18 protein-coding genes are annotated in these 23,377 nt (G+C 41.1%); 10 read left to right on the top strand and 8 right to left on the bottom strand.

What is annotated here, in order from left to right; all coding sequences use genetic code 11:
* Window positions 1-39: 39 nt before the first annotated feature.
* The 4 genes from WBM60_RS04560 to mce all read right to left on the bottom strand — a co-directional run bounded on the left by WBM60_RS04560 (window position 40) and on the right by mce (window position 4,672).
* Window positions 40-645 (bottom strand): hypothetical protein, encoded by a 606-nt coding sequence (locus tag WBM60_RS04560; protein ID WP_424276824.1) that lies wholly within the window; start codon window positions 643-645, stop codon window positions 40-42.
* A gap of 691 nt (window positions 646-1,336) precedes the next feature.
* Window positions 1,337-1,978, bottom strand: coding sequence for a hypothetical protein (locus WBM60_RS04555; protein ID WP_424259201.1), 642 nt, complete (start codon window positions 1,976-1,978; stop codon window positions 1,337-1,339).
* A gap of 391 nt (window positions 1,979-2,369) precedes the next feature.
* On the bottom strand, window positions 2,370-4,211 hold the full coding sequence (locus tag WBM60_RS04550; protein ID WP_424259202.1) for a pyruvate kinase: 1,842 nt from the start codon (window positions 4,209-4,211) through the stop codon (window positions 2,370-2,372).
* Window positions 4,212-4,261: 50 nt separating this feature from the next.
* Window positions 4,262-4,672 (bottom strand): methylmalonyl-CoA epimerase, encoded by a 411-nt coding sequence (gene mce, locus WBM60_RS04545; protein ID WP_424259203.1) that lies wholly within the window; start codon window positions 4,670-4,672, stop codon window positions 4,262-4,264.
* A gap of 60 nt (window positions 4,673-4,732) precedes the next feature.
* Here mce and rbfA point away from each other — a divergent pair, with 60 nt between their 5' ends.
* Both rbfA and WBM60_RS04535 read left to right on the top strand, forming a co-directional pair.
* Entirely contained in the window at window positions 4,733-5,125 is a 393-nt protein-coding gene (gene rbfA / locus WBM60_RS04540; protein ID WP_424259204.1) for a 30S ribosome-binding factor RbfA, read from the top strand.
* 164 nt (window positions 5,126-5,289) lie between these two features.
* A complete protein-coding gene (locus WBM60_RS04535) occupies window positions 5,290-6,495 on the top strand; it encodes an ABC transporter permease (RefSeq protein ID WP_424276562.1) in 1,206 nt (401 codons plus the stop codon).
* Here the strand turns inward: WBM60_RS04535 and dusB are convergent, their stop codons facing one another.
* The 3 genes from dusB to WBM60_RS04520 all read right to left on the bottom strand — a co-directional run bounded on the left by dusB (window position 6,496) and on the right by WBM60_RS04520 (window position 11,362).
* Window positions 6,496-7,488: a tRNA dihydrouridine synthase DusB gene (gene dusB, locus WBM60_RS04530; protein WP_424259206.1), complete on the bottom strand. Its 993-nt coding sequence runs from the start codon at window positions 7,486-7,488 to the stop codon at window positions 6,496-6,498.
* A 52-nt stretch (window positions 7,489-7,540) separates the two neighbouring features.
* Window positions 7,541-9,952 carry an outer membrane beta-barrel protein gene (locus WBM60_RS04525; RefSeq protein WP_424276560.1) on the bottom strand — a complete coding sequence of 804 codons (2,412 nt, stop codon included), beginning with the start codon at window positions 9,950-9,952 and terminating at the stop codon, window positions 7,541-7,543.
* 186 nt (window positions 9,953-10,138) lie between these two features.
* On the bottom strand, window positions 10,139-11,362 hold the full coding sequence (locus WBM60_RS04520; protein WP_424259208.1) for a M28 family peptidase: 1,224 nt from the start codon (window positions 11,360-11,362) through the stop codon (window positions 10,139-10,141).
* Between the two features lie 38 nt (window positions 11,363-11,400).
* Here WBM60_RS04520 and WBM60_RS04515 point away from each other — a divergent pair, with 38 nt between their 5' ends.
* The 4 genes from WBM60_RS04515 (at window position 11,401) to WBM60_RS04500 (ending at window position 16,427) form a co-directional block, all read left to right on the top strand.
* The gene (locus WBM60_RS04515; RefSeq protein ID WP_424259209.1) at window positions 11,401-12,507 is read left to right on the top strand and encodes a TolB family protein; all 1,107 of its coding nucleotides are present in this window, start codon (window positions 11,401-11,403) and stop codon (window positions 12,505-12,507) included.
* Window positions 12,508-12,559: 52 nt separating this feature from the next.
* Window positions 12,560-14,356: a translation elongation factor 4 gene (gene lepA, locus WBM60_RS04510; protein ID WP_424259210.1), complete on the top strand. Its 1,797-nt coding sequence runs from the start codon at window positions 12,560-12,562 to the stop codon at window positions 14,354-14,356.
* Window positions 14,357-14,445: 89 nt separating this feature from the next.
* The gene (locus WBM60_RS04505; protein ID WP_424259211.1) at window positions 14,446-14,679 is read left to right on the top strand and encodes a GTP-binding protein LepA; all 234 of its coding nucleotides are present in this window, start codon (window positions 14,446-14,448) and stop codon (window positions 14,677-14,679) included.
* Between the two features lie 104 nt (window positions 14,680-14,783).
* Window positions 14,784-16,427 (top strand): DUF4038 domain-containing protein, encoded by a 1,644-nt coding sequence (locus WBM60_RS04500; RefSeq protein WP_424276559.1) that lies wholly within the window; start codon window positions 14,784-14,786, stop codon window positions 16,425-16,427.
* Window positions 16,428-16,453: 26 nt separating this feature from the next.
* Here the strand turns inward: WBM60_RS04500 and WBM60_RS04495 are convergent, their stop codons facing one another.
* Window positions 16,454-18,289: a cation:proton antiporter gene (locus tag WBM60_RS04495; RefSeq protein ID WP_424259213.1), complete on the bottom strand. Its 1,836-nt coding sequence runs from the start codon at window positions 18,287-18,289 to the stop codon at window positions 16,454-16,456.
* A gap of 187 nt (window positions 18,290-18,476) precedes the next feature.
* Here WBM60_RS04495 and WBM60_RS04490 point away from each other — a divergent pair, with 187 nt between their 5' ends.
* From WBM60_RS04490 to WBM60_RS04475, 4 genes are all read left to right on the top strand, one after another.
* Entirely contained in the window at window positions 18,477-19,334 is an 858-nt protein-coding gene (locus tag WBM60_RS04490) for a universal stress protein (protein WP_424259214.1), read from the top strand.
* 2 nt (window positions 19,335-19,336) lie between these two features.
* Window positions 19,337-21,562 (top strand): SulP family inorganic anion transporter, encoded by a 2,226-nt coding sequence (locus tag WBM60_RS04485; RefSeq protein ID WP_424282800.1) that lies wholly within the window; start codon window positions 19,337-19,339, stop codon window positions 21,560-21,562.
* 73 nt (window positions 21,563-21,635) lie between these two features.
* Window positions 21,636-22,496, top strand: a complete 861-nt coding sequence (locus WBM60_RS04480; protein WP_424259216.1) for an MBL fold metallo-hydrolase — start codon at window positions 21,636-21,638, stop codon at window positions 22,494-22,496.
* Window positions 22,480-23,376 (top strand): SMP-30/gluconolactonase/LRE family protein, encoded by an 897-nt coding sequence (locus WBM60_RS04475; RefSeq protein ID WP_424259217.1) that lies wholly within the window; start codon window positions 22,480-22,482, stop codon window positions 23,374-23,376. The genes WBM60_RS04480 and WBM60_RS04475 overlap by 17 nt, the downstream gene beginning before the upstream one ends.
* The last annotated feature ends 1 nt before the right edge of the window (window position 23,377 follow it).

The following is a 23,377-nucleotide window of genomic DNA, read 5'->3' as shown; positions in this document are numbered from 1 at the left end:
ACAGGGCTTAGGGAGCAACAACAAACTCAAGTCAATGTTTTATAAACTCAGGGCATTAAAATCCTGAGGAAGATACATGCTGGGGTCAAACCCTAGCTCAATCGCCTCTTCTTCTTCTTCTTCAATGTAAATGATCTCATCTAAATTGAGCTCTCCTACTGCATAGGGATTAAAATCTTCTGGCAGATATTGTTTTGTATCAAACCCCAAATCAATATCTTCATTCATTTCCAGATATTCAATGTCTGCTAATTTCAATCCTGCTTCGGCATAAGGATTAAAACCAAGTGGCAGGTAATCTTTAGTGTCGAATCCTAAGTCAATTTCTCCTTCTATTTCAACATAATCTATTTCACTGATATCAAAAGACATTCCTTTATAGGCATTGAACCCAAGAGGTAAATACAATGAGGTGTCAAAGCCCAAAACCATTTGCTCATTTTCTTCAATGTAAACGATGTCATCAAGCCAACAGAAATCAGTATTTGAAATTAAAGATGGATTATTAGAATAGGTATCAAAAGCGTTTGTAAACATTTTATTCTTATCGTTGGCTTCCAAGTCATTAGAGTAAAGACTTGTTCCATTAAAGGCCAGTAAGAGCGTCGTGCTTACTATTCCTACTATTAAAGTTGCTTTTCTCATGATCTATATTTTTAAGTTTTAATTGTTAATTCGTTATTGTTATTATACCACAAATGTAGGCAGGAGTTGGGTTGTAAATGAATTCAATTTTACTGAATCGTCATAATTAGGAGGTGAAATGACCTACGAGGCAAGTGAAATACTCTTTGATACTTTGAAATTGAAGATAATAGAACGAAAAAGCTTGTAAGGCAGTAAAGTTTTTTGGGATTAAAGTTGTCATTACTATGAAAAAGATGCGAAAAACGACAAGATTTTTTAGTTGTTATTAAAGCTTATATCAGGAAAACATTTTTGTCGAGGTTCTAAAAAAGTACAAAGGCTTAAAATTCGGATACCTATTAAGTTGGCAAGTTGACAAATAGTTATATAAGAGATAAATCCTGGCCCTATAATCAAAAATGTCTACCGGGCACTTGATTAATGCTCTGTCCGGTTCAAGAGCGGAGCGATCTAACCCAGGTGGGACCACGAAGTGGAACCAAAAACCTCAGTGTAAGCTGGGGTTTTTTTGTAAACAAACTTGGGCGGGAAGCCCAGCCTGCCCGCCGCAGGCGGGCGCGCCCGCCTCTGGTGGGCTTGTCCTCCGAAGTAAAACGAAGGGGTGGGTGGGACCACTTAAAGCGCAAAGCCCACATTCTCTTAGGAGTGTGGGCTTATTTTTTGTTTGACGTTTTACAAATTAATAATACTAGTAGGTAATCTCCCCCTGGAGTTCCCAGGTGGATAGTATATTACCATCAGGTCCAGGGCTAAAGACTGCGTCTTTAAAAAGCAATTCTCCCTCAGCTCCTTCGAACCTCCCTGTGCCTTCCAATATTTCTATTGGAATGATGTTGCCGTCAGTATCTCTGCTATTCTCAAAAGTGCCGACCTGGCCAAACGGGTCGGCCTCGAAATCAATGATTAAGGTTACATCTTCTACTGTGGTAATCATATCGCCATGAGCGCCAATATAATTGACGTAAAAAATAACCCGAACCGAATTTTCGCTGGTCAGAAAGCAGGTTCCTTCTTGTGGCCTTCCAAAACTTCCTGGCTGTATTTTTCCTAGATGGGTCATATTTCCAGAAATGATATTTGTGGTCAATAGGACTCCTGCCTCTTCTGGAATGCAAGCCACTATAGGTTGATTCTGGTCTGCCACGTTGCTAAACTTACCTCTCCAAGCCCTTGTTACCTTTTTACCCTTTTTAGACTTCGCATTAACCGCTTTTAGATTTTCTGGAGCATCCATATCCGCTTCCGGACTACAGGAAAAGGAAAATAAAAGGACAGCCACAATGGCTAACTGAAAAAAGGTTTTTGAAAATGATTGATCGATTGGTTTCATATAATAGTGGTTTAATGGATTACACATTATGAGCAAATACCCAAAAACACAAATAAACCGCTTAGATTATAAGAAGCGCAGTACCAGGAGGGAAGTTAGATTATGGGAGTTCTCTTAAAGATAAGAATTATTTTTGGTAATTAGTCCTTTATTTTATTCCAGGTTATGCAGGAGCCTAGGTGGAATTTAATTTTATCGTAAGTATTCTATTAACATCTGGTTATTAATGGAACTCAAGAATTACCAAATGACAAGTGCCAAATACCAAAGCATCTTTCATTTCGATTGGAATTTGGATTTTGAAATTTGGATTTTTTGATCCCTTGGAGCAAGAGCAAAGCTATCTAGCTTCGGCTGTTCTTCATTTCACACACAAGCACATTAAAACAACTCAATGGTTATCCGCCCTCTCCATGGCAGGCCAAAGGCGTGCGTTTTTTTCCTGGTAAAGCTCCATATCCTTAAAGATGGTGCTCAGCAATCTAATAGCCTGGAGAATATAGGGCCCTTTGTTAAGCATAACACAATCTGTGCGTTGCGCCATAGCGGCATCAGTCATTTCGGCCCGGGAAGGGATCCCCTCCTTTGAGAGGTTTTCCAGCACCTGTGTTGCCCAGATTTCAGGAATATGTGCCGCCCTGCACAGTGAAAGAATTTCCCTTTGAACCCTGCCAATATTATCCCAGCCGCACTCTATGGCCAGATCTCCCCTTGCAATCATTACCCCCACAGGGTAGGTCTTCATGGCCTCCAAAAGAATTTTAGACAGATTATTAAAACCGCTTTGTGTCTCAATCTTTAGAATGATCCCGAATCCTTTTGGAGGGTCTAATTTTTGCAACTCCGCAACGAGATCTTTTACATCCTGCTTTCGGTTTACAAAAGATACGTTTACGATATCCGCATTTTGAACCACAAATGCGAGATCTTTTTTGTCTTTGGCCGTTAAGCCTTTGAACTCCAATTTACTGCCGGGAAAATTTATTCCCTTGTCTGCTCTTAGTTTACTTCCTATTTTCCGGGTATTCACAATTTCTATCGTCATTTCGTCCGGGGCCAGCTGGCGAATAACGCCTTCAATCTTGCCATCATCAAAAAAGACAGGCTCCCCTTCCCTTAGCTGCTCAAATACTTCCACTGAGGTACAGGAAATGTGTGCCGGGCTTATTAAATTATTTTCCTCATCCTTTAGCGCAGGCTCGCCGGGAACAGCATCCTTGTGCAATCGTAAAAAATCTCCGGTGTGTAGCCTTATGTACCCTTCTACCCTGGGGATTTCCCCTACCACGATTGGAGGAGAAGAATACGCTGAATCGGTATATAATTGCATCCCCGTTTCCAGAAAAGTGGTTTTAGCACATTGGGCAATGCAGCCATTTTTTGTCGTTTTTGTAATTGTAAATTCCCTTTTCTTGTTTCGGGTATCCCTGAAGAACAAGATGTCTCCTGATTTGAGCTTTTCCAAACTCGCTAATGCCACAGGCAGATGCGACAGCTCCGCCTTGGGATATGGCACCGGGCCCATCCAGAGCTCACAATCCTTAATAAAATTGCCCCGCACATCCTTTGTGGGTCGGAATTTTTTGACTTTTGGTCCGGCTGTCAAAGTCCCTGTCCGCACTTTCGGGCCTCCTAAATCCATGGAGATCTTACATTTCTTTTTCAACTTTTCAGACGCTGTCCTAATGTGCCCAATCATCAGGCTCCATTCTTTTTCACTGTCATGCGCACAATTTATACGCGCACAATTCATTCCGCTGGCAATCATATCATGGGCCAACTGGTAGTCATAGGCAACTGCTGTAGGTAAGGTCACCATTATACGGGTTCGCCTTCCCTTAGAACGGTATCCCAACAAGGATTTTGCATTAGATTTACCCATCCGATTACTTTTTTTAAAAGTTAATTCGGCCTTGTGCCTTTTAATGGGTTCATTGTTCAGAAAGCCCTCCAGGATAGCCTTACTGGCCAACAAACTTGCCATAACATGGCTTTCTGGTTTGTCGAGTCGGGAAAGCCCCAGGTTCGCAAGTTTTTTCTGGATTGGCCTTATATCTTCTTTGCGAAGCGCACGGTAATGGATAAGGTTACGGGCACTTTTCAAAAATTTAGGATGTACCTCGGAAAGTTCGGCTGAAGCTTTGGCTTCGAAATGCTCCAAACGTGCTAAGATTGCAGAAATCTCACTAATAAGCCATTGTATATTTTTTTCTTTTTTGCCAATTTCTGCCATCGCATCTTCCTTTAACAGCCGGGAGCAGGTATAAAAATAAACAAGGAGTACTACTTCTGCCCCTTTATCTCCTGGCAGAGTTCTACCAAAACGCCATTGCTGCTTTTAGGATGGAGAAATGCCACCAGCTTGTTGTCTGCCCCCTTTTTGGGGGTTTCATTCAACACTACAAAGCCTTCGCCCTTCAGGCGTTCAATTTCTTTTACAATATCATCTACTTCAAAAGCAATGTGGTGTATCCCTTCCCCTTTTCGTTCAATATATTTGGCAATGGGGCTGTCTTCCCTGGTGGCTTCCAGTAACTCAATCTTATTGGGGCCCACCTTAAAAAAAGAAGTTTTTACCCCTTCTGAGGCCACTTCCTCTACTTTGTATTGCTCCGTACCAAATAGTTTTTCAAACACCAGCTTAGACCCCTCAAGATCCTTTACCGCAATGCCTATATGCTCTATTTTATTCATGGATGACCAACTTGTTCGGGATTGTTTTTTAGTAACCTCTAAAGTACGTATTTTTGCCCTATGGAAACACAACGACAGAAAAAAATTGCCGGGGTCATTCAAAAAGATCTTGCCGAAATCTTACAGCGCGCAGCAACCGATGGCGGTCTGCATGGCACCCTCATTTCTGTCTCTAAAGTGTATGTAACTACAGACCTCTCAATTGCCAAGGTGTATGTGAGCATCTTCCCTACAAAAAAAGCGGCTGAACTGCTCGAAGGGATCCAATCTAATCAACCCCTGATAAAACATCAGCTGGCACAACTAACCAAACACCAACTTAGGCGCATGCCCGAATTGTCTTTCTTTCTGGATGATTCTTTGGATTATATAGAGAATATTGATAAATCGCTGAAAGGGGATGAAAACCCCATTACCAATCCTGATCTGCTGCCAAGAAGAAAAAAATCCTAGTGATTGTTTGGAGTTTTGTTGTTGGAGTTTTTATAGATTACTTTTGATGGATTACCAGGCAAAATTTTTAAGGATAGCGGGGCTATGGTTTAAAATTTTAACAACGTAGTACGCAAAAGGAATCACAAAAAAGCAATGAATTAAATTTCAAATAATCACTTAACTTGAACTTCCCTTTCTATATCGCAAAAAGATACGTTCGCTCTAAAAGTAGCCAGAATGCGGTGAACATTATTAATTTTATAACCTTCCTGGTCATCGTTATAGGGTCTGCAGCCCTTTTTATGGTATTATCGGGTTTTTCCGGACTTAAAACGTTTAGTCTTTCCTTTAGTAACATCTTTGATCCTGACCTAAAGGCTACTGCCCAAAACGGGAAATTTTTTACCCTTGGCCCTGAAGAAGAACAAAAACTTTTAGAGATCGCTGGGGTGGTTTCCTATTCCAAAGAATTGGAAGAGCAGGTATATCTTACGCACAGGCAAAAAAGTTGCGTGGCTTATATAAAAGGCGTCGATACCGCCTATAGAGTTGCCACACAAGTAGATAGCGCTATTTACTGGGGCAATTGGGCCCTAAAGAACCAGCAGACCGTTGTGGGCCTGGGTATTGCGAGTTTGCTTGGCCTGACCATAAACGATTATCAGAACCCTTTACAGATACTGGCGCCGAAACCGGGAAAAGGATCGCTCAATCAACAGAACTTTGGCGCAAAACCCTATAACGAAATGCCTGTGGTGGTAAGCGGCGTTTATGCTCTTGAAGAAAACCTGGATAAAAAATACGTCTTTACAGAACTCGCCCTGGCGCAGGTAATCCTGGAAAAAGACAATACCCAAATCTCCGGAATTAATTTCGGCCTGGATCCGCTGGCAGATGTAGCCGAAGTACGAAACCAAATTACCGCAGTGCTTGGCGATAAAATAGTCCTAAAAAACAGGCGGCAGCTCAACAATGCCCTGTATCGGATGCTGAATACCGAAAACCTGGCTACCTATTTAATTTTTACGCTGGTTTTAATCATTGCCCTGTTTAATGTAGTGGGGGCCATTATCATGATGATCCTGGACAAACAACAGAATTCCAAAACGTTGTACAATCTTGGTGCTACTATACGGGAATTACGTCGTATCTATTTTGTTCAGGGAATACTGGTAACCAGTTTTGGTGGAATTATTGGCTTGCTTCTTGCCTCCCTGCTTATTTGGTCGCAGTTGGCTTTTGGGTGGTTAAAAATAACCCCCTCTTTGGCCTATCCTGTAGAATACAAACTAATGAATGTATTAATTGTACTGGCAACAATTGTAGTATTGGGGATTATTGCTTCGAGAATTGCCAGCAGCAGGGTTACCAAAAAACTATTGGCCTGATTACACAAACTGATAGTTTCCAAATTTCTCCTGCACTTCATCAAATGCCGCAAAAACATCCGCAGCATCATCACTGGTCACCATTTTCATCCGATATGCCTTAAAGTCCGGGATTCCCTTAAAATAATTGGTGTAATGCCTTCGGGTTTCAAAAACTCCCAGCTTCTCCCCTTTCCAGTCAATGGCCATCTGCAAATGCCTTCGGGCAGCCTGTACGCGTTCTTCCATCGTGGGAGGCGAAAGCTGTGACCCAGTTTTCAGGTAGTGTTTTACTTCCTTAAAGAACCAGGGGTAGCCAATACTTGCTCGGCCAATCATAGCACCATCCAGGCCGTATTCATCGCGCATGATCCTGGCTGCTTCCGGCGTATCCACATCCCCGTTGCCAAAGACAGGAATATGCATTCTTGGGTTGTTTTTTACCTCCGCAATAGGCTTCCAGTCTGCACTGCCTTTATACATCTGTGCCCGGGTTCTCCCGTGAATAGATATGGCCTTGCAGCCCACATCCTGCAGCCGCTCTGCTACCTCAACAATTTTTATAGAATCGTGGTCCCATCCCAGCCTGGTTTTAACGGTAACAGGTAAGTGGGTATGCTTAACCATGGCCTCGGTAAGAGAAACCATTAAATCTATATCCTTTAAAATGCCCGCACCTGCGCCTTTACTAACCACTTTTTTTACAGGACAACCAAAGTTTATGTCAATGATATCGGGTTTAGATTTCTCTACGATCTCAACGGAACGCAACATGGAATCCAGGTTGGCGCCAAAAATTTGAATCCCTACAGGCCGCTCTTTTTCATAAATATCCAACTTCATTACGCTTTTGGCCGCATCGCGTATAAGGCCTTCCGAAGAGATAAACTCGGTATATACCAGGTCTGCCCCCTGCTCCTTACATAGGGCGCGAAAAGGAGGGTCACTTACGTCCTCCATAGGGGCAAGCAACAAGGGGAAAGTGGGTAAAACGATATCGCCTATTGTTGGCATCTTTTAAATCTTTGCGGTGCAAAATTAAAAATAATACAGCAACTGACAGCATTTATTCGTTTTCAAGTCGTTGTAACTCGCTTTTCCGGAGGTTGCGGTTGATGTTGTTCAGACGGTAATTGCCAAATTTATAGGTAAAGCCCAGGCGTACAAATCTGGTTTCAGGTCGCTCTCTAAGGGAGTTGTCCTGATTGGCATAACGCGAGGTTAACCTGCCCCTGGCCATCCCCAGGAGGTCTTCGCCCACAAGGGAAATTACCCCACGGTTATTCCATAGGGTTTTGCGCAAACCCACATTAAGTATGACGATTTCAGATACTTTATACGAACCAAATAGAAATTGGCTCAAATAGGAAAAAGAGAGGTCTCCGGTAAAGGTGCCGTCTTTAGATAAGCTCAAAGTATTATTCAGATACCCGTAATACCCGGTCACCTTGTTGGTATAGGTTTCAATAGTACTTTCCTCGGCCAATAAGGTTTCATCTTCATAAAAAACGGAGTTGTAAAAATACAGGGACCAAAAGTCGTTAATAGCAGTTGAAATCGTAAAATCCAGGCCATAGGAAGTACTTTTCTGCACATTTTGTTTGCTCTCCCTCAGCACCTGGTTCTCGTTGTCCTGAAAAGTTAATGTACTGATATACCTGCCATTATCGCGGTAATAAACATCAAAAAAATAGGTATCCTTGATGGAGTAATTCAAATTGAAATTATGGCTGAAATTGGGAACGAGGTTGGGGTTCCCTTCCAGGTAATTATTTTCATTCAGAAAATAGCGAAACGGGTTCAGGTCTGAATATTTAGGCCGGTTAATCTTCCTGCTGTAATCAAAGGTCAGGCTATTCTCCTCGCCCAGCTTACGGCTCAGGTAGAAGGATGGAAAAAGTTCAAAGTAGTTTTGCTTATTGATTTGCAGCAGCGTTACCGAGAGGGCTTCCACATTGGTTTGTTCTGCCCTTAGCCCCAACTTCAGGGCCCATTTCTCCCAATCCTGCGAATAACTTCCGTAAAGAGCATATACCCCTTCACGGTATTCAAAATTGTCTGACAGGGCAATGTCAAAAGGAGGCAGGTTGGTGTTCACATCAAAATAATCAATGCCACTATCCGTGTTTATCCATGATCCCCGAATCCCGGTTTCAAAACTCCCGGATTCTAAGGGCAGGTAGTAATCAACCCTTGCTGTAAAAATATTAATGTCCTGCATGGCATCTGTGGCAAAAGTAAAATTCCTCAAAAAAGTGTCTGCAGGATCAAAATAATCTGAGGAACCCCGTTGCAGGCGTGCCAGGTCATAATAGGTATAATGTACATTGGCCTTAAGGTTCTCTCCATCTTTCTTTAGTTTCCGTTCGTAATTAAGATCAAAACTAAGGTTTACCAGGTCCTCATCAATGGGACTCAGGGTCTGCATGGTAGAATCGAGCACACCGGCCCCGTTGCGCATTTCGGTACGTAGCTCATTTACGATTTCCTTGTTTGGGGAAAAGCTGAGGTTGGAAGTAAAATTTATAAGATCGCGCTCGGAAGGTTTATAATCGAACATTAAATTAAACTGCTGATCCTGGGATCGGATAGTTTCCCCAATGTCTGTATTCCAGCGGGCAAACACCTCATTCTGATCATTTATAAAGTTAACCCCGCCGTCCGTGCTTTTAAATTCTTTTCTGGGGTTGATGGTATAGTTCAGGAAAATACCCACTTTGTCGTTCTTGAAATAATGACTGGTACCAAAGCTGTATTTTGGAAATACGCCCTGGGTATATTGCCCCCTGACGTTGCCTTTATAACCTGGTGTTAGGTTTTCTTTGGTGCGGATATTAAGGATGGAGCCGTCCCCTGCTTCAAAACTGGCGGGCGGATTTGGAATGACCTCCACAGAGGAGATCATATCCCCGGAGAGCCCTTTTAAAAATTCCTGTACTTCCCGTGCGGATAATTGCACTTTGCGATCGTTGAGATAAACCGTGGCTGTTTGTCCCCTGATTTCCAGGTTATCCTGCATAACAATCACCCCGGGGGCATTTCGCAGAATATCCCAGGAGCTACCTTCCCCCAAAACGGTATTTTCAACATTAAAAACGATGCGATCTGCCTTTCGCTCTATGGTAGGCTTCTGACCTGTAACTACCACCTCATTCAGTAATTCGCTATCGGGCTCCAGTATAAGAGCGCCTATTTGTATGTTTCTTTTTATTTCCAGTGCCACCAGGGTAGACTTATATCCGAAGTATTTTGCCTGCAAATAGTATACGTCTTCAGGGATGCCTTGCAGGATAAAGTGGCCCGATTCATCCGCTAAAGTTCCCTTTACCTGGGTATTATCCAAAGCCTTCAGGAGTATCACGTTTGCAAATGGAAGTGGTTTCCCGTCTGTATCTTTTACAGATCCAACTACATCATAGGTCTGGCTGGCCAAAACTAAAGGAAATATTGCCAAAAATACTAGTAAGGGGATTCTCACAGTTTGGTAGGTTATTCGTCAAAGCTATAAAATAATTTACTTTATACATGAAAAAAGGGGGTGATTGTTTCTAATTATCATATTGGCTTGCCCTGCACCTTTCCACATAATTCTTTACGCCATTTACGAGATATGGGCTAGTTGCCCAACCAGCGGGCTCTGTTAATTAGTGCATTTCTGCGGTAATCAGAATGTAATGGGCGCCTTAAGGGTCTGGTCATTGCGCAATACCTGCACTGTGGTGGTGTCACCCGGCTCAAAAGCAGACAGGGCACGCATATAACTCATCATGTCCACCACGGTACTGTCTCCAAGTTGAACCACAATATCTCCTTTTTGTAACCCTGCTTTTTGTGCCGGTTTATCTTCACTTATCCCATCAATACGCATCCCTTTCCCTTCAAACAGATAATCGGGGATTACCCCTAGCGCTACCTTGAATCTCGGTACTTCTTCGCTCTCATTTTTGGTTTTCCTGAATGTTAGTTTTTTATCATCATCCAATTCCTGAACAAGGCTTAACAAATAGGAGCTTATCAGTCGCATCCCCTCATAATTCAATTTCTCTGCATCATCGGAGGGCTTGTGATAGTCTTCATGTTGTCCTGTAAAAAAATGTAAGACCGGGATGTCCTGCAGATAGAAAGAGGTATGGTCAGAAGGGCCTACACCAGATTCTTTTAACACCAGTTTAAACCCCGGATTTGAGGCATTCAATACCTGGGGCCAGATGGGAGAAGTTCCGGTACCGCTAACTGAAAGCGTTTTGTCTTCCCTCAGCCTGCCCACCATATCCAGGTTAAGCATATAGGAAACCCCGCTAAGATCAAGAGTAGGGTTTTTTGTAAAAAAATTGGAGCCTAAGAGTCCCATTTCCTCACCGGAAAAAGCGATAAACAGATAGTTTTTGGAAAGTTTTGTGCCCCTGATTTTATTTGCCAGATCCAGGAGTACTGCCACACCGCTGGCGTTATCATCTGCGCCATTATGAACCGCTGGTTCGCCTCTGTATAACGAGCCTTCACCTCCATAGCCCAAATGGTCATAATGGGCGCCAATGACTACGGTGGTTGAAGATTTATTATCGATAAAACCAATAACATTAGTACCGGTTATTGTGCTGTCGCCGGCCTCTTGAAAACCTACTTGCTGATGCGGATCGGTCTTTGGTTTAAAAGTAAAGGTCTGGTAATAGGTTCCTGCATGTCCTTTAGGCTCCAGTCCCATTTCAGTCATCAGTCCCATGATATATTCCGCAGCCTTGATTTCTTCTTCAGTTCCGGTTTCCCTTCCTTTAAATTCATCACTAGCGAGGACCTTAACCTCTTCTTCCATGGAGGCTATTTTGGGTTGCTCTGTTTTACATCCGAAGGCAAGTATAAAAAATACTCCAAGAATTATTTTTTTCATCAATTTTGCGTCTAATTTTGTTCAAAATTAAACATCCTATGAAAACTTTAGTGTACTTCTTTCTTTTATTAGTGTTTTTTGGTTGCAAAACCGACTCCAAAAAACAGCTTCCGAAAAAGGAAAATCCCAGCTCCGTAATGGCAGGTGCAGATACGCTAATCTATGAAGAGGAAAGGCATTTTAAGTCTATCCGTCAGGTCACTTTTGGCGGGGACAATGCAGAAGCCTATTGGAGTTTTGACGACAGCAAACTTGTTTTTCAGTCGAACAATCCCGGATGGGGCATGCAGTGCGATCAGATGTTTCTTATGAATGTTGAGGAGACTTTCAAAGATAGTCAACCTCCCATGATAAGTACAGGAATGGGGCGTACCACCTGTGCTTATTTTCTGCCTGATAACGAGCAGTTTGTATATGCGTCCACACATTTAGTCAACAAGGAATGCCCTGAAGTTCCCTTGCGCAAAAACGGGAAATACGTTTGGCCGGTATATGATTCCTTCGACATATTTGTAGCAGATCTCAAGGGCAATATAGTTTCACAACTTACCAACGAGCCGGGCTATGATGCCGAAGCTACTGTTTCTCCTCAGGGAAATAAAATAGTGTTTACTTCTACCAGAAATGGTGATCTAGAATTGTATACCATGAATTTAGATGGTACAGGCGTTTTACAAATAACAGACGAGTTGGGTTATGACGGGGGAGCCTTTTTCTCTCCTGACGGCACAAAAATCATTTTCAGGGCTTCAAGGCCAAAAACGGAGGAAGCCATAAAAGAATATAAAGAATTACTGGCCCAGGGATTGGTACAACCTACAGAGATGGAACTTTTTATCTGCAATGCGGATGGCAGTGATTTAAAGCAACTGACTTTTCTTGGAAATGCCAACTGGAGTCCCTTCTTTCACCCTTCCGGGGAAAAGATTCTATTTTCAAGTAATTTTGAAGCCGAAAAAGGTTTCCCTTTTAATCTCTATCTTATTGATACAGACGGGAAGAATCTGGAACGGGTTACCCATGGAAAAACTTTTGATGCCTTCCCGGTATTTTCAAATAATGGGAAATTCCTGGCTTTTTCAAGTAACCGCAACAATGGCGGAACACGGGACACCAATTTGTTTATTGCCGAGTGGCAGGATTAAGAAGTAGAAAAATGTATCTTTGCAGCCAATTTGAAATAGCCAGAGTAAGAAAATGAAACACATTCGTAATTTCTGTATTATCGCCCATATAGACCATGGCAAGAGTACTTTGGCAGACCGGCTGTTAGATTTTACAGGTTCTGTAACGGAACGCGAAAAAAAAGAACAGCTTTTAGATAATATGGATCTGGAGCGCGAGCGTGGCATTACCATTAAGAGTCATGCTATTCAGATGGAATACGAACATGAAGGCGAGGCGTATATTCTTAATTTAATAGATACGCCCGGCCACGTGGATTTCTCCTATGAAGTGTCTCGCTCAATAGCGGCATGTGAGGGAGCCCTTTTAGTGGTAGATGCAGCCCAGAGCATACAGGCGCAAACCATTTCGAATTTATACCTGGCTCTGGAAAATGATCTTGAAATTATTCCGGTTTTAAATAAGGTCGATTTGCCTAGTGCCAGTCCTGAAGAAGTAACAGATGATATTGTAGAATTATTAGGGTGTAAACCCGAAGATGTAATCCCGGCCAGCGCTAAAACAGGTATTGGTATTCATGAAATTTTAACGGCTATTATAGATCGTATTCCTCCTCCGAAAGGGAATGTAGATGAGCCATTACAGGCTTTGGTTTTTGATTCCGTTTATAATTCTTTCAGGGGGGTGGAAACGTATTTTAAAGTCATAAACGGGGTTATCAAAAAAGGTCAGAAAATAAAGTTTGTTGCCACAGGCAAAACCTATTTTGCTGACGAAGTAGGCACTCTAAAACTTACACAGCAACCTAAGCCCAGTATTAAAGCCGGAGATGTAGGCTATGTGATTACCGGAATAAAGGATGCCAGGGAAGTAAAAGTTGGGGATACCATTACTGATGCAGTCAACCCTACGAAAAACGCTATTGCTGGTTTTGAAGATGTAAAACCTATGGTCTTTGCCGGTATTTACCCTGTAGATACGGAAGATTACGAAGAATTGCGTTCCTCCATGGAAAAGTTGCAGCTCAATGATGCTTCTTTGGTGTTTACTCCGGAAAGCAGTGCGGCCCTCGGTTTTGGTTTTCGCTGTGGTTTTCTTGGAATGCTGCACATGGAGATTATACAGGAGCGTTTAGAGCGTGAATTTGATATGACGGTGATCACTACGGTGCCAAACGTTAGTTATCATGCCTTTACTACAAAAAACCCGGATGTTCCATTGATTGTTAATAACCCGAGTGACCTTCCGGATCCTTCTACCCTGGCAAGGGTTGAAGAACCTTATATAAAAGCCACAATAATCACCAAATCAGATTTTGTAGGAAATGTAATGTCCCTTTGTATAGATAAGCGGGGGCAGATTACGAATCAGACCTATCTTACTCCGGAGCGGGTTGAACTAAATTTTGACATGCCCCTTGCAGAGATCGTATTTGATTTTTATGACAGGCTTAAAACTGTTTCTAAAGGCTATGCCTCCTTTGATTATTCCCCTATTGGTATGCGGGTGTCCAAACTGGTTCGGGTCGATATTTTGCTGAATGCGCAACCCGTTGATGCTTTGTCTGCTCTTATCCATTTTGATAATGCCCACTACATAGGCAAAAGAATGTGTGAGAAATTAAAGGAATTAATTCCAAGGCAACAGTTTGATATTCCAATACAGGCGGCCATAGGCGCTAAAATTATTTCCCGGGAAACCATAAAAGCATTGCGAAAAGATGTAACCGCCAAATGTTATGGCGGAGACATTTCAAGGAAAAGAAAGCTTTTGGAAAAACAAAAGAAAGGTAAAAAACGCATGCGCCAGGTGGGTAATGTTGAAATTCCACAACAGGCATTCATGGCGGTACTTAAATTGAACGACTAATTTTCTTCTTTTAACTTACAATATTTGTAGGTAAATACAATATTTTTGACTTGACTTAGTTAATAGTTAAAGTTTAAAATTCCCTGTCAATGACTACATATATTGCCGAATTTCGTGCTGCGCATAAGTTGATACAGATAATACAACATTCTGTTTTTACCTGGAAACAGGAAGGTGGCGAAATTGATTCGGACCTGCTGCAGGGTAAGATAAAAAGAGAATCAGCGGTTCATTTTTATAAATTAATGGCCGGAGAACACTTTGAAGTTTCTTTGGATGACATCTCAGTGGAAATTACCAAAACTGCCCCATTTAATGGTTAGTCCATACCATGACTAAAATATTGATTTATCCATAGTTTAAGGTTCAAATAGGCATTCTCGACAAATATTTCTAAATTGAGTGTGTTTTAGATTGTACTTTAAAAATGAGAATACTCCGGCAGTGTATACTTTTTTTCTTCTTATCATCAGTGCTGTTAGCGCAGGAAAGTATGCTTTCCACAGAGCAATGGACCACCCTTGAAATTACGCTTACCAGCAAAACAGACTACGAAAATCCTTATAAAGACGTTGCGGTTTGGGCAGATTTTACAAACCAAAAAGACGATACTATAAAAAGGCCTGCTTTTTGGGACGGGGATAATATTTGGAAAATAAGATTTACCTCTCCGGATACAATTAGTACCTGGAAATGGCTGTCCTATGCGTCCAATGAACAAGACCTGGGGCTTCACGGGGCAACAGGTGCTGTTAGTGCCAAACCATACAGAGGAGATAACCAATTGCTGGCCAATGGGTTGCTAAAAATGGCAGAAGGTAACCGAAATGTAATACAGCACTCCGGGAAATCATTTTTAGTTGTAGGAGATACCCCCTGGGCAATTCCTTTCAGAGCAACGGCAGAGCAGGTTGCTACCTATGCCCGCGACAGGCAGAAAAAGGGGTTTAATGCTGCATTGCTTATGAGCTTACAACCAGATATGAATGCCGTGGGACCCAATGAAAGGAATACTTCGCAAGGTTTCAAAAGAGCTTTTGAGGATTTGTCTGATGGACATATCAATATATTGAATCCTTCATATTTTCAAAGGTTAGATCAGCTAATAGGTGTACTCATTAAGCATGAGATTGTACCTGTTTATCAGCCGGTATTTCACGGTTTTGGATGGAAGGGTCTGAAAGTACTGGGCAATACGATAAACCCTGAAGAATATGTGCGTTATTGCAAATATCTCCTTGCGCGCTACGGCAGCAAACCTGCAATTTGGCTTATTGCAGGAGACCATGACGGTAATGATCCCGGTGTAAAAGAAAGTGGCGAAATGTTTCAGGAATGGGACAGTTATGGCCAGCCTACCGGACTGCATTATAATCCATGTGATGATTATGTGGCTGAGTGGGCGGTAAATGATCCCAGTAAACATTGTATGCACTTTAATAAGACACATCAGGATAAAGAGTGGCTGGATTTTCAATGGGCACAAACAGGGCATGATGGAGCGCACCTATATCACAAAGTAGAGAAAATGTACGATAATCTTCCCCCTAAAGGTGTGGCTAATGGTGAGCCTACCTATGAAGGAATGAATGACGGTAAAAATGGCCTGGGCTGGTGGCAGGGCGAGGAGGCCTGGATGCAATTAATGCATGGGGGTACTATGGGAATTGTATATGGTGCGGCCAGTCTTTGGCAATGGAAGATAACTGCAGATGAAGAGGGCTGGACTGCCTGGTCTTCTCAACCTAAATCCTGGGAGGAAGCTTTATACATGGAAGGCTCTGTTTATGCAGGAATGGTGGGTAAAATTTTAGCTTCTTTAGATATGACTAATATAGAAAAACGTTGGGATTTGGCAGGTGGAAAACCATTACTGGCTAAACCCGGATCTTTATATATTTCATTTTTAAAAGAAGGTGGCGAAATTGAAATTAAATCCTTCCCCAAAGGAAAGGGCCTGCAATTTAATTGGACAAACCCTAAAAATGGCGAGGTCGTTGATTCTGGCAGTGCTGACTCCGGCAAATTTAGCGCTCCGGATAATAATCCCTGGGTTTTGATAATTAATTAGGCTGTAAAGATTACTAACTACTTGGTTTAGTGTATTTTATCCAAATCAAACATTTTGCCTAAATAGACCAGCTTGTAGCCATCAGAAATAGTGTTGAAGCTTTCATTGAATGAAGTAATGATGTGTATCTCCCCGTCAGGAGCTTTTATGAAAATTGGAATTATCTCATCATCTTCATTCGTAATGTCTATTAACTGTTGGTAATGTTTGCCATTTTTAAGTTCAATTTCATGAACCGCCGGGTAACTCCTTATGGCTTCCATCAATTTTATGAAATCATCGGTATGGGAGAAGAGGCCTTCCTCAGGATTATTCTCAGGATCGTTCATCTCTTCTGCGCTTACCAACCTGAAGGATCCATTTTCTCCAAATTGATGATTAAACCTTTCTATGACGTATTCATTGATTTCCGCACTGCCTGTTAGTGCCATCAAATACCCCATATCATTAAGTTCAATATTATCTCCTAAGGTATCAGAGTAAACATCTGCTACCATAGCCTCTAATCCAAGTTTTTTTGCCTGGTCAATATTTGCATGGTTATTATCTATCAAAACCACATGTCTGTTGTTTTGTTTGAGGTAACTGGCTATAAGTCTTGACATTTTTGAAGCGCCTATTATAAGAATTCCTTCAGAGTGTTTTAAAAATACTCCTAACATTCTGGCTACATAGCGTGCGGTAGTAGCATTTAATAGTACGGTCCCTAATACAATCATAAAGACCAGCGGCGTAATATATTCAGCTCCAGGTTCGCCCTTTTGAAGCAATTTGGAACCAAAAAGTGAAGCAATACCGGCAGCTACAATCCCCCTGGGGCCCACCCAGCTAATAAAGAGTTTTTCCTTAAATTTTAAGGAAGAGCCTTTTGTGCTTAAGAACACCCCTATTGGTCGTATAATAAAAACAATAGCAATAAATAAAATGGCGGTGTTCCAATTATAGATCAACTCCATATCACTGATGTTAATATTAGCCGCCAGCAAAATAAAAAGGATAGAAATAAGCAACACGCTTAAGGATTCCTTGAAATACAGCAGCTCTTTAAGGTTTGGCAGGTCCAGATTACCCAAAACCATTCCCATAACCACCACCGCAAGAAGACCGGATTCGTGCGCCAAAATATCAGATTCCACATATACCAGCAGTACGACAGACAAGGAAACCACATTTAATAAATAGTGAGGCACATAATTCTTTTTAATAACAAATGCCAAACCATGGGCAAAGGTGAAACCAAAAGTGAAGCCAAAAAGTAAAATCTTGCCAAAATCAATTAAGGCCGTTTTCGTATATTCCTGCCCTTCCCCTACACTGATAAATTCAAAAACAAGTACTGCCACCAAAGCGCCAATAGGGTCTATTAAAATTCCTTCCCATTTTAAAACCGCGGAAATATCCTTTTTCAAAGGAATATTTCTCAGGATTGGCGTAATAACCGTTGGACCGGTAACAATAATTAAGGATGAAAACAAAAATGATATCTGCCAGCTAAGGTCAAAAAGAAAATGTGCTGCAAACCCGGCACCAAAAAAAGTAACCAGGGTACCAACCGTAATTAATTTAGAGATTACCGGCCCCACATTTCTAACTTCTGAACGTTTAAGCGTTAAGCCTCCTTCAAATAATATAATGCTAATTGCAAGTGAAAGGAAATAGTATAGGCCCTCTCCGGGGAAAAGTCCTTTTTCCCCATTCCAGACCGGTTCAATCAGTTTAGAACCATCCGCGGTATACAAAGTGGATATAGGCCCTACAAGAAGGCCAATTAGAATTAGAGGCAAGATAGCCGGCAGTTTTAAACGCCATGCAAACCACTGTGCAATGATCCCTAAAATTATTATCCCGGCTAATTCCAGCATCTTTTCCCTTTTGAGCTAAAAATAGTGATTATAATGAAGATCTTTTGGTAATAGATCTGGAAAAAGACTAATAAATGTTATTACCACACATGTCATAATGATTTTCACCAATCGGGCCCGGGCTTTGGAATGTGCCTTCCCAATCAAGTTATGTATTTATGTGTTATATTGAGCTAAAATACCAGTTATGGAAATGCAACCCCATCCTTTTAAGAGAATTCTGTTCGGTTTTGCTTTTTCACCTACACTGGAAATAAATATTCAGGAAACTACCCGTCTTGCGCATTTTTTTAACGCCAAATTAATTTTACTTCATGTTGGTAAAAAAACCGAAGAAAAATTAGGCATTGTGAGTGCGCTTCTGGATAAAATTGATTACCGCGACGATGCCATAGAAATTCACTGGGAACAAGGAAAACCAGTCTCAGTAATTTTGGAGGCCTGTACCAAATTTAATATTGATTTATTGGTACTTGGCGCCCTTCAGCATGAAAATGTGTATCAATTCTATGTGGGAAGTATAGCCAGAAATCTGACCCGAAAAGTAAACTGTTCGGTTTTATTGCTTATAAAACCCTCCGCAGAACGTATGCCCTGTAAACATATTGTAGTAAATGGCCTTGATGCGCCCGAAACTCCCGTTGCTATTTTGGATGCGTTCTATGCAGCTAATGCGCTTGGCGCACAACAGATTACCATCGTAGAAGAGATTAGGCAACAAGAAATACACGTCACTGTTGAAGATGACCGATCCTTAAAGAAAGCAAATATCATAAAGGAAAGATTAAAGAACAGGGAAGACTACAGGGTGCGTAAAATTGTGAAAAGTTTGCCAGAGGCTTTTTTAAAAAACATAAAGATAAAAACGCAAAGTATTTTTGGAAAAAGAGGGTATTCCATAGGTCATTACGCTGAGGTAGTAAGGGCAGACCTGTTAGTAATGAATGCCCCTAAAAAAACTGGCCTTTTAGATCGTATTTTTCGACATGATCTGGAATATATTTTGTCTGATTTACCCACTGATTTATTGATTATTCGAAAATAAATTTGAGCGCAAAAACCACCAATACCGGCATTTTTATTAAATCCCTGCCCAAAAACATTTTTTCGGGTTTTGTGGTGTCTCTAATTGCGCTTCCGCTCGGACTGGGCCTGGCTTTGGCAAGTGAAGCACCTCCTATTTCAGGGATAATAGCAGCAGTAGTCGGCGGTATTGTAGTTGCTCTGCTGGGAGGCTCTAAGGTTACCATTACCGGGCCCGGTAATGGCCTGGTCATTGTATTATTAGGGGCAATTACCGTCCTCGGCGAGGGTGATATGTACCAGGGTTACCTATTCACATTAGCTGCCATAGTGTTCTCGGGAATATTGATGCTTCTTCTGGGGTTTTTAAAAATGGGGCGTTTGGCCGATTTCTTTCCGGCCTCAGCCATACAGGGTATGCTCGCAGCAATTGGAATAGGTATTCTGGCAAAGCAATTTCATATTATGATGGGCCATAACAATGCGAGAGGTACAATCGTAGAGTTATTGCTAACAATCCCAAATGATCTATTGATTTTAGTAAATACTGCAAACCTTAATATGCTGTTTGTGGCAATAATAGGAATCGTCAGCCTGTTTATCATGGTCTTCTATTCAAAAATCAGGAATCAATATTTTCAGTTAATCCCGGCACCCATGTGGATATTAATCCTCTCCGTTGGTTTGAGCTACTGCTATACTTTTTTTGGTATACCATATCCGGTGGGGGTAGATTTTTTAGTATCCATTCCAGATGATGTGCTGTCTAATCTGGCTTTTCCTGATTTTGCGAGGATAATGGATAAAGAATTTATCATTGCCGTCTTTGCAATTACCCTAATTTCGAGCATAGAATCCCTCTTAAGTATAAAGGCTGTAGATAAGCTTGATCCGTTAGTCCGAAGATCTAATGTCAATAAAGATCTGAAAGCACTTGGTTTGGCCACAACCATTAGTGGATTATTGGGAGGTCTGAACGTAGTAACCGTAATTGCCAGAAGTTCGGTTAACGTAAATAGCGGTGCAACCAACAGATCTGCAAATTTCTTCCATGCGCTTTTTTTGGTGGGCTTTGTACTCATTTTTCAAGAGCAGCTTAAGCGGATACCTCTGGCTGCTTTAGCCGCTATATTGGTGTATACAGGTTATAAATTGGCCAATCCTGAATCATTTAAAAAAGTTGCCCGGATAGGGAAGGAACAAGTACTAATCTTTTTAACCACTTTACTCACCACTTTGTTTACAAACCTGATTACAGGAATAGCAGCAGGGATTCTGGTTACTTTTATTATTCACGTGGTCATAAATAAAAGTATTTCCTTGTTCATTAAACATTTGTTTAAGCCCAATATTCTTCTTTTTAAAGAAGAGGGTGAAGGGAATTATTATATAAGCGTAAAATATTTTTGCAGCTTCCTTAATTTTCATAAATTAAAGAATAAACTGGATGCTGTGCCAGAAAGCGAAGATGTTGTTGTAGATTTTTCGATGTGCAGTTTTGTTGATCACACGGCACTGGAAGGTCTGGAGAACTATAATTCTGCTTTTAATAGAAAAGGGGGGAGTATAGAACTAATTGGATTGGATAAACATGAGGCCGATTCGTTTCACCCCTTTGCAATTCGTAAAATACTACCCATTGCAGCTCTAAAACCAATTGAACGGTATTTTACAAAAAGACAAAAAGACCTCGAAGAAACGGCCAAGGATTATGACTGGAAGTATATGGCTAAAAAAAACACCAATACTTCTTTTTTGGAGAATTTTGTCTTCTTTCATACCCGCGAAATTGGTTATTTCTATAATCTTTTAAAGGATGCTAAAAATGGTTGTAGTGTCTTTGATCTCGAGTGGACTGAAGGTGCTTTTATCGCAAAAGAAGTCGTTAAAACCACCATGATGCATATTAAATTAGATGTTGATATCCCGGTATTTACCTTGGATAAGGAAGGTTTGCTGCAATTAATTTATTCACTCGCAGGATTTAAAGCTATAACCATAGAAAACCATCCGGATTTTAACAGGCGTTTTAACCTAAGTGGAGAAAATGAAAATGCCATTCAAGAACTCTTCACAGATGAAATGGTCTTGTTCCTTGAAAGCCATCCATATTATCATATTGAATCTAATGGTTCTTCTTTGCTCATATTAAAAAAAGAGCGACTGCTGGGTGTTCAGGAAATTAAAAGAATGATTTATTTTGGGCAACAGCTGCATAATCTGGTACAGCATAAAAAGATATCTCATTGATTGTTAAAAACTACTAATATTGAGGATTTTCTTTAGAGCTTTCGTTATTTTGCAGCCGACTCAGAATTCATGAATGATCTTATATCCCATTGAAACCGGAAATTTTAAATTGGATGGAGGTGCAATGTTTGGCGTAGTGCCCAAATCCATATGGAACAAATCGAATCCGGCAGATAACAATAATATGATTGATATTGCGGCCAGAAGCCTTCTTATACAAGATGGAAGCCGGCTCATTCTTGTTGATACCGGCTTAGGGAATAAACAATCCGATAAATTTTTTAGCTATTACTACAGATGGGGAAACCATTCTTTGGATGCTTCTCTGAAGAAGGCGGGATTCGTCCGGGATGATATTACTGATGTGTTTATGACGCACCTTCATTTTGATCATTGTGGTGGGAGCGTTCAATGGAATAAGGATCACACAGGATATGAACCAGCCTTTAAAAATGCCCGTTACTGGACCAACAAAGATCATTGGAATTGGGCCACCCATCCCAATCCCCGGGAAAAAGCTTCTTTTCTTAAAGAAAATCTGTTCCCAATGGAAGAAAGCGGCCAGCTAAATTTTATAGATCGTACAGCGGATGCATTTGTTAAAAACTCGGAGATGGGGTTTGGCATTCTATTCGTAGACGGGCATACAGATAAACAAATGCTGCCTCAAATCTCCTATAAAGGCAAGACCCTGGTTTTTATGGCAGATTTATTACCTACGGCAGGTCATATTCCCGTGCCATATATTATGGGATATGATACCAGACCCCTTTTAACTCTTACGGAAAAGGCAGTTTTTTTAAACACAGCAGCAGACAATAATTTTTATTTGTTCATGGAGCACGATGCACATAATGAAGTATGCACCGTAACACATACCGAAAAAGGTGTTAGACTTAATAAAAGCTATACATTTAATGAGATTTTTGATTAATATCCTAATTGGTCTATTTTTTATTTTTACACTTTACAGCTGTAAAAACCAATCGCTGCGAAGCGAAGATTTTACGGCAGAATTTGCTTTCACAGCAGGTATTGAGGGGCCGGCCGTAAACGGAAATGGAGAACTTTTTGCCGTAAATTTTGCCAAGGAGGGCACAATTGGTAAAGTAAATAACGCTGGTGAGGGTGAAGTTTTTATCAGCTTACCGGAAGGCAGTATAGGCAATGGCATACGTTTTGATCTTGATGGCAATATGTTTATCGCAGATTATTTGGGTCATAAAGTTTACAGAATTAAAAAAGACACAAAAACACCTGAGGTATGGGCGCAGGATTCAACTATGAATCAGCCCAATGACCTCGCCATAGGCCGGGGCGGTGTAATATACCTCAGTGATCCCAATTGGGCTGAAAGCACCGGTAAGCTTTGGATGGTTACCCCTGAAAGAGAAATTTTGTTATTGGAAGAAGGAATGGGCACGACCAATGGCATAGAAGTTAGTCCTGATAATAAAACCCTTTATGTGAATGAATCTGTACAAAGGATGGTGTGGAAATATGATATTCAGGAGAATGGAACGCTAAACAACAAAAGGAAATTTATAAACTTTACGGATTTTGGACTGGATGGAATGCGGTGTGATATGCAAGGAAATCTTTATCTCACTCGTTATGACAAAGGTACTATAGCTATTGTTTCTCCGGAAGGTAAGATTTTAAAAGAGGTAATTTTAAAAGGCAAGAAGCCTTCTAATATTGCCTTTGGTGGGGAAAACGGACTTAATTGCTATGTTACAATGGCAGACAGAGGTTGTCTGGAAACATTTGTAGCTTTGTCGCCCGGAAGTTATTATTCTAAAATACATCACTAAA

It is taken from the genome of Eudoraea sp. (assembly GCF_049669105.1).
GTDB lineage: Bacteria > Bacteroidota > Bacteroidia > Flavobacteriales > Flavobacteriaceae > Eudoraea.
Note: the sequence above shows the minus strand (reverse complement) of the source record. Positions and strands in the feature narration are given on the sequence as shown.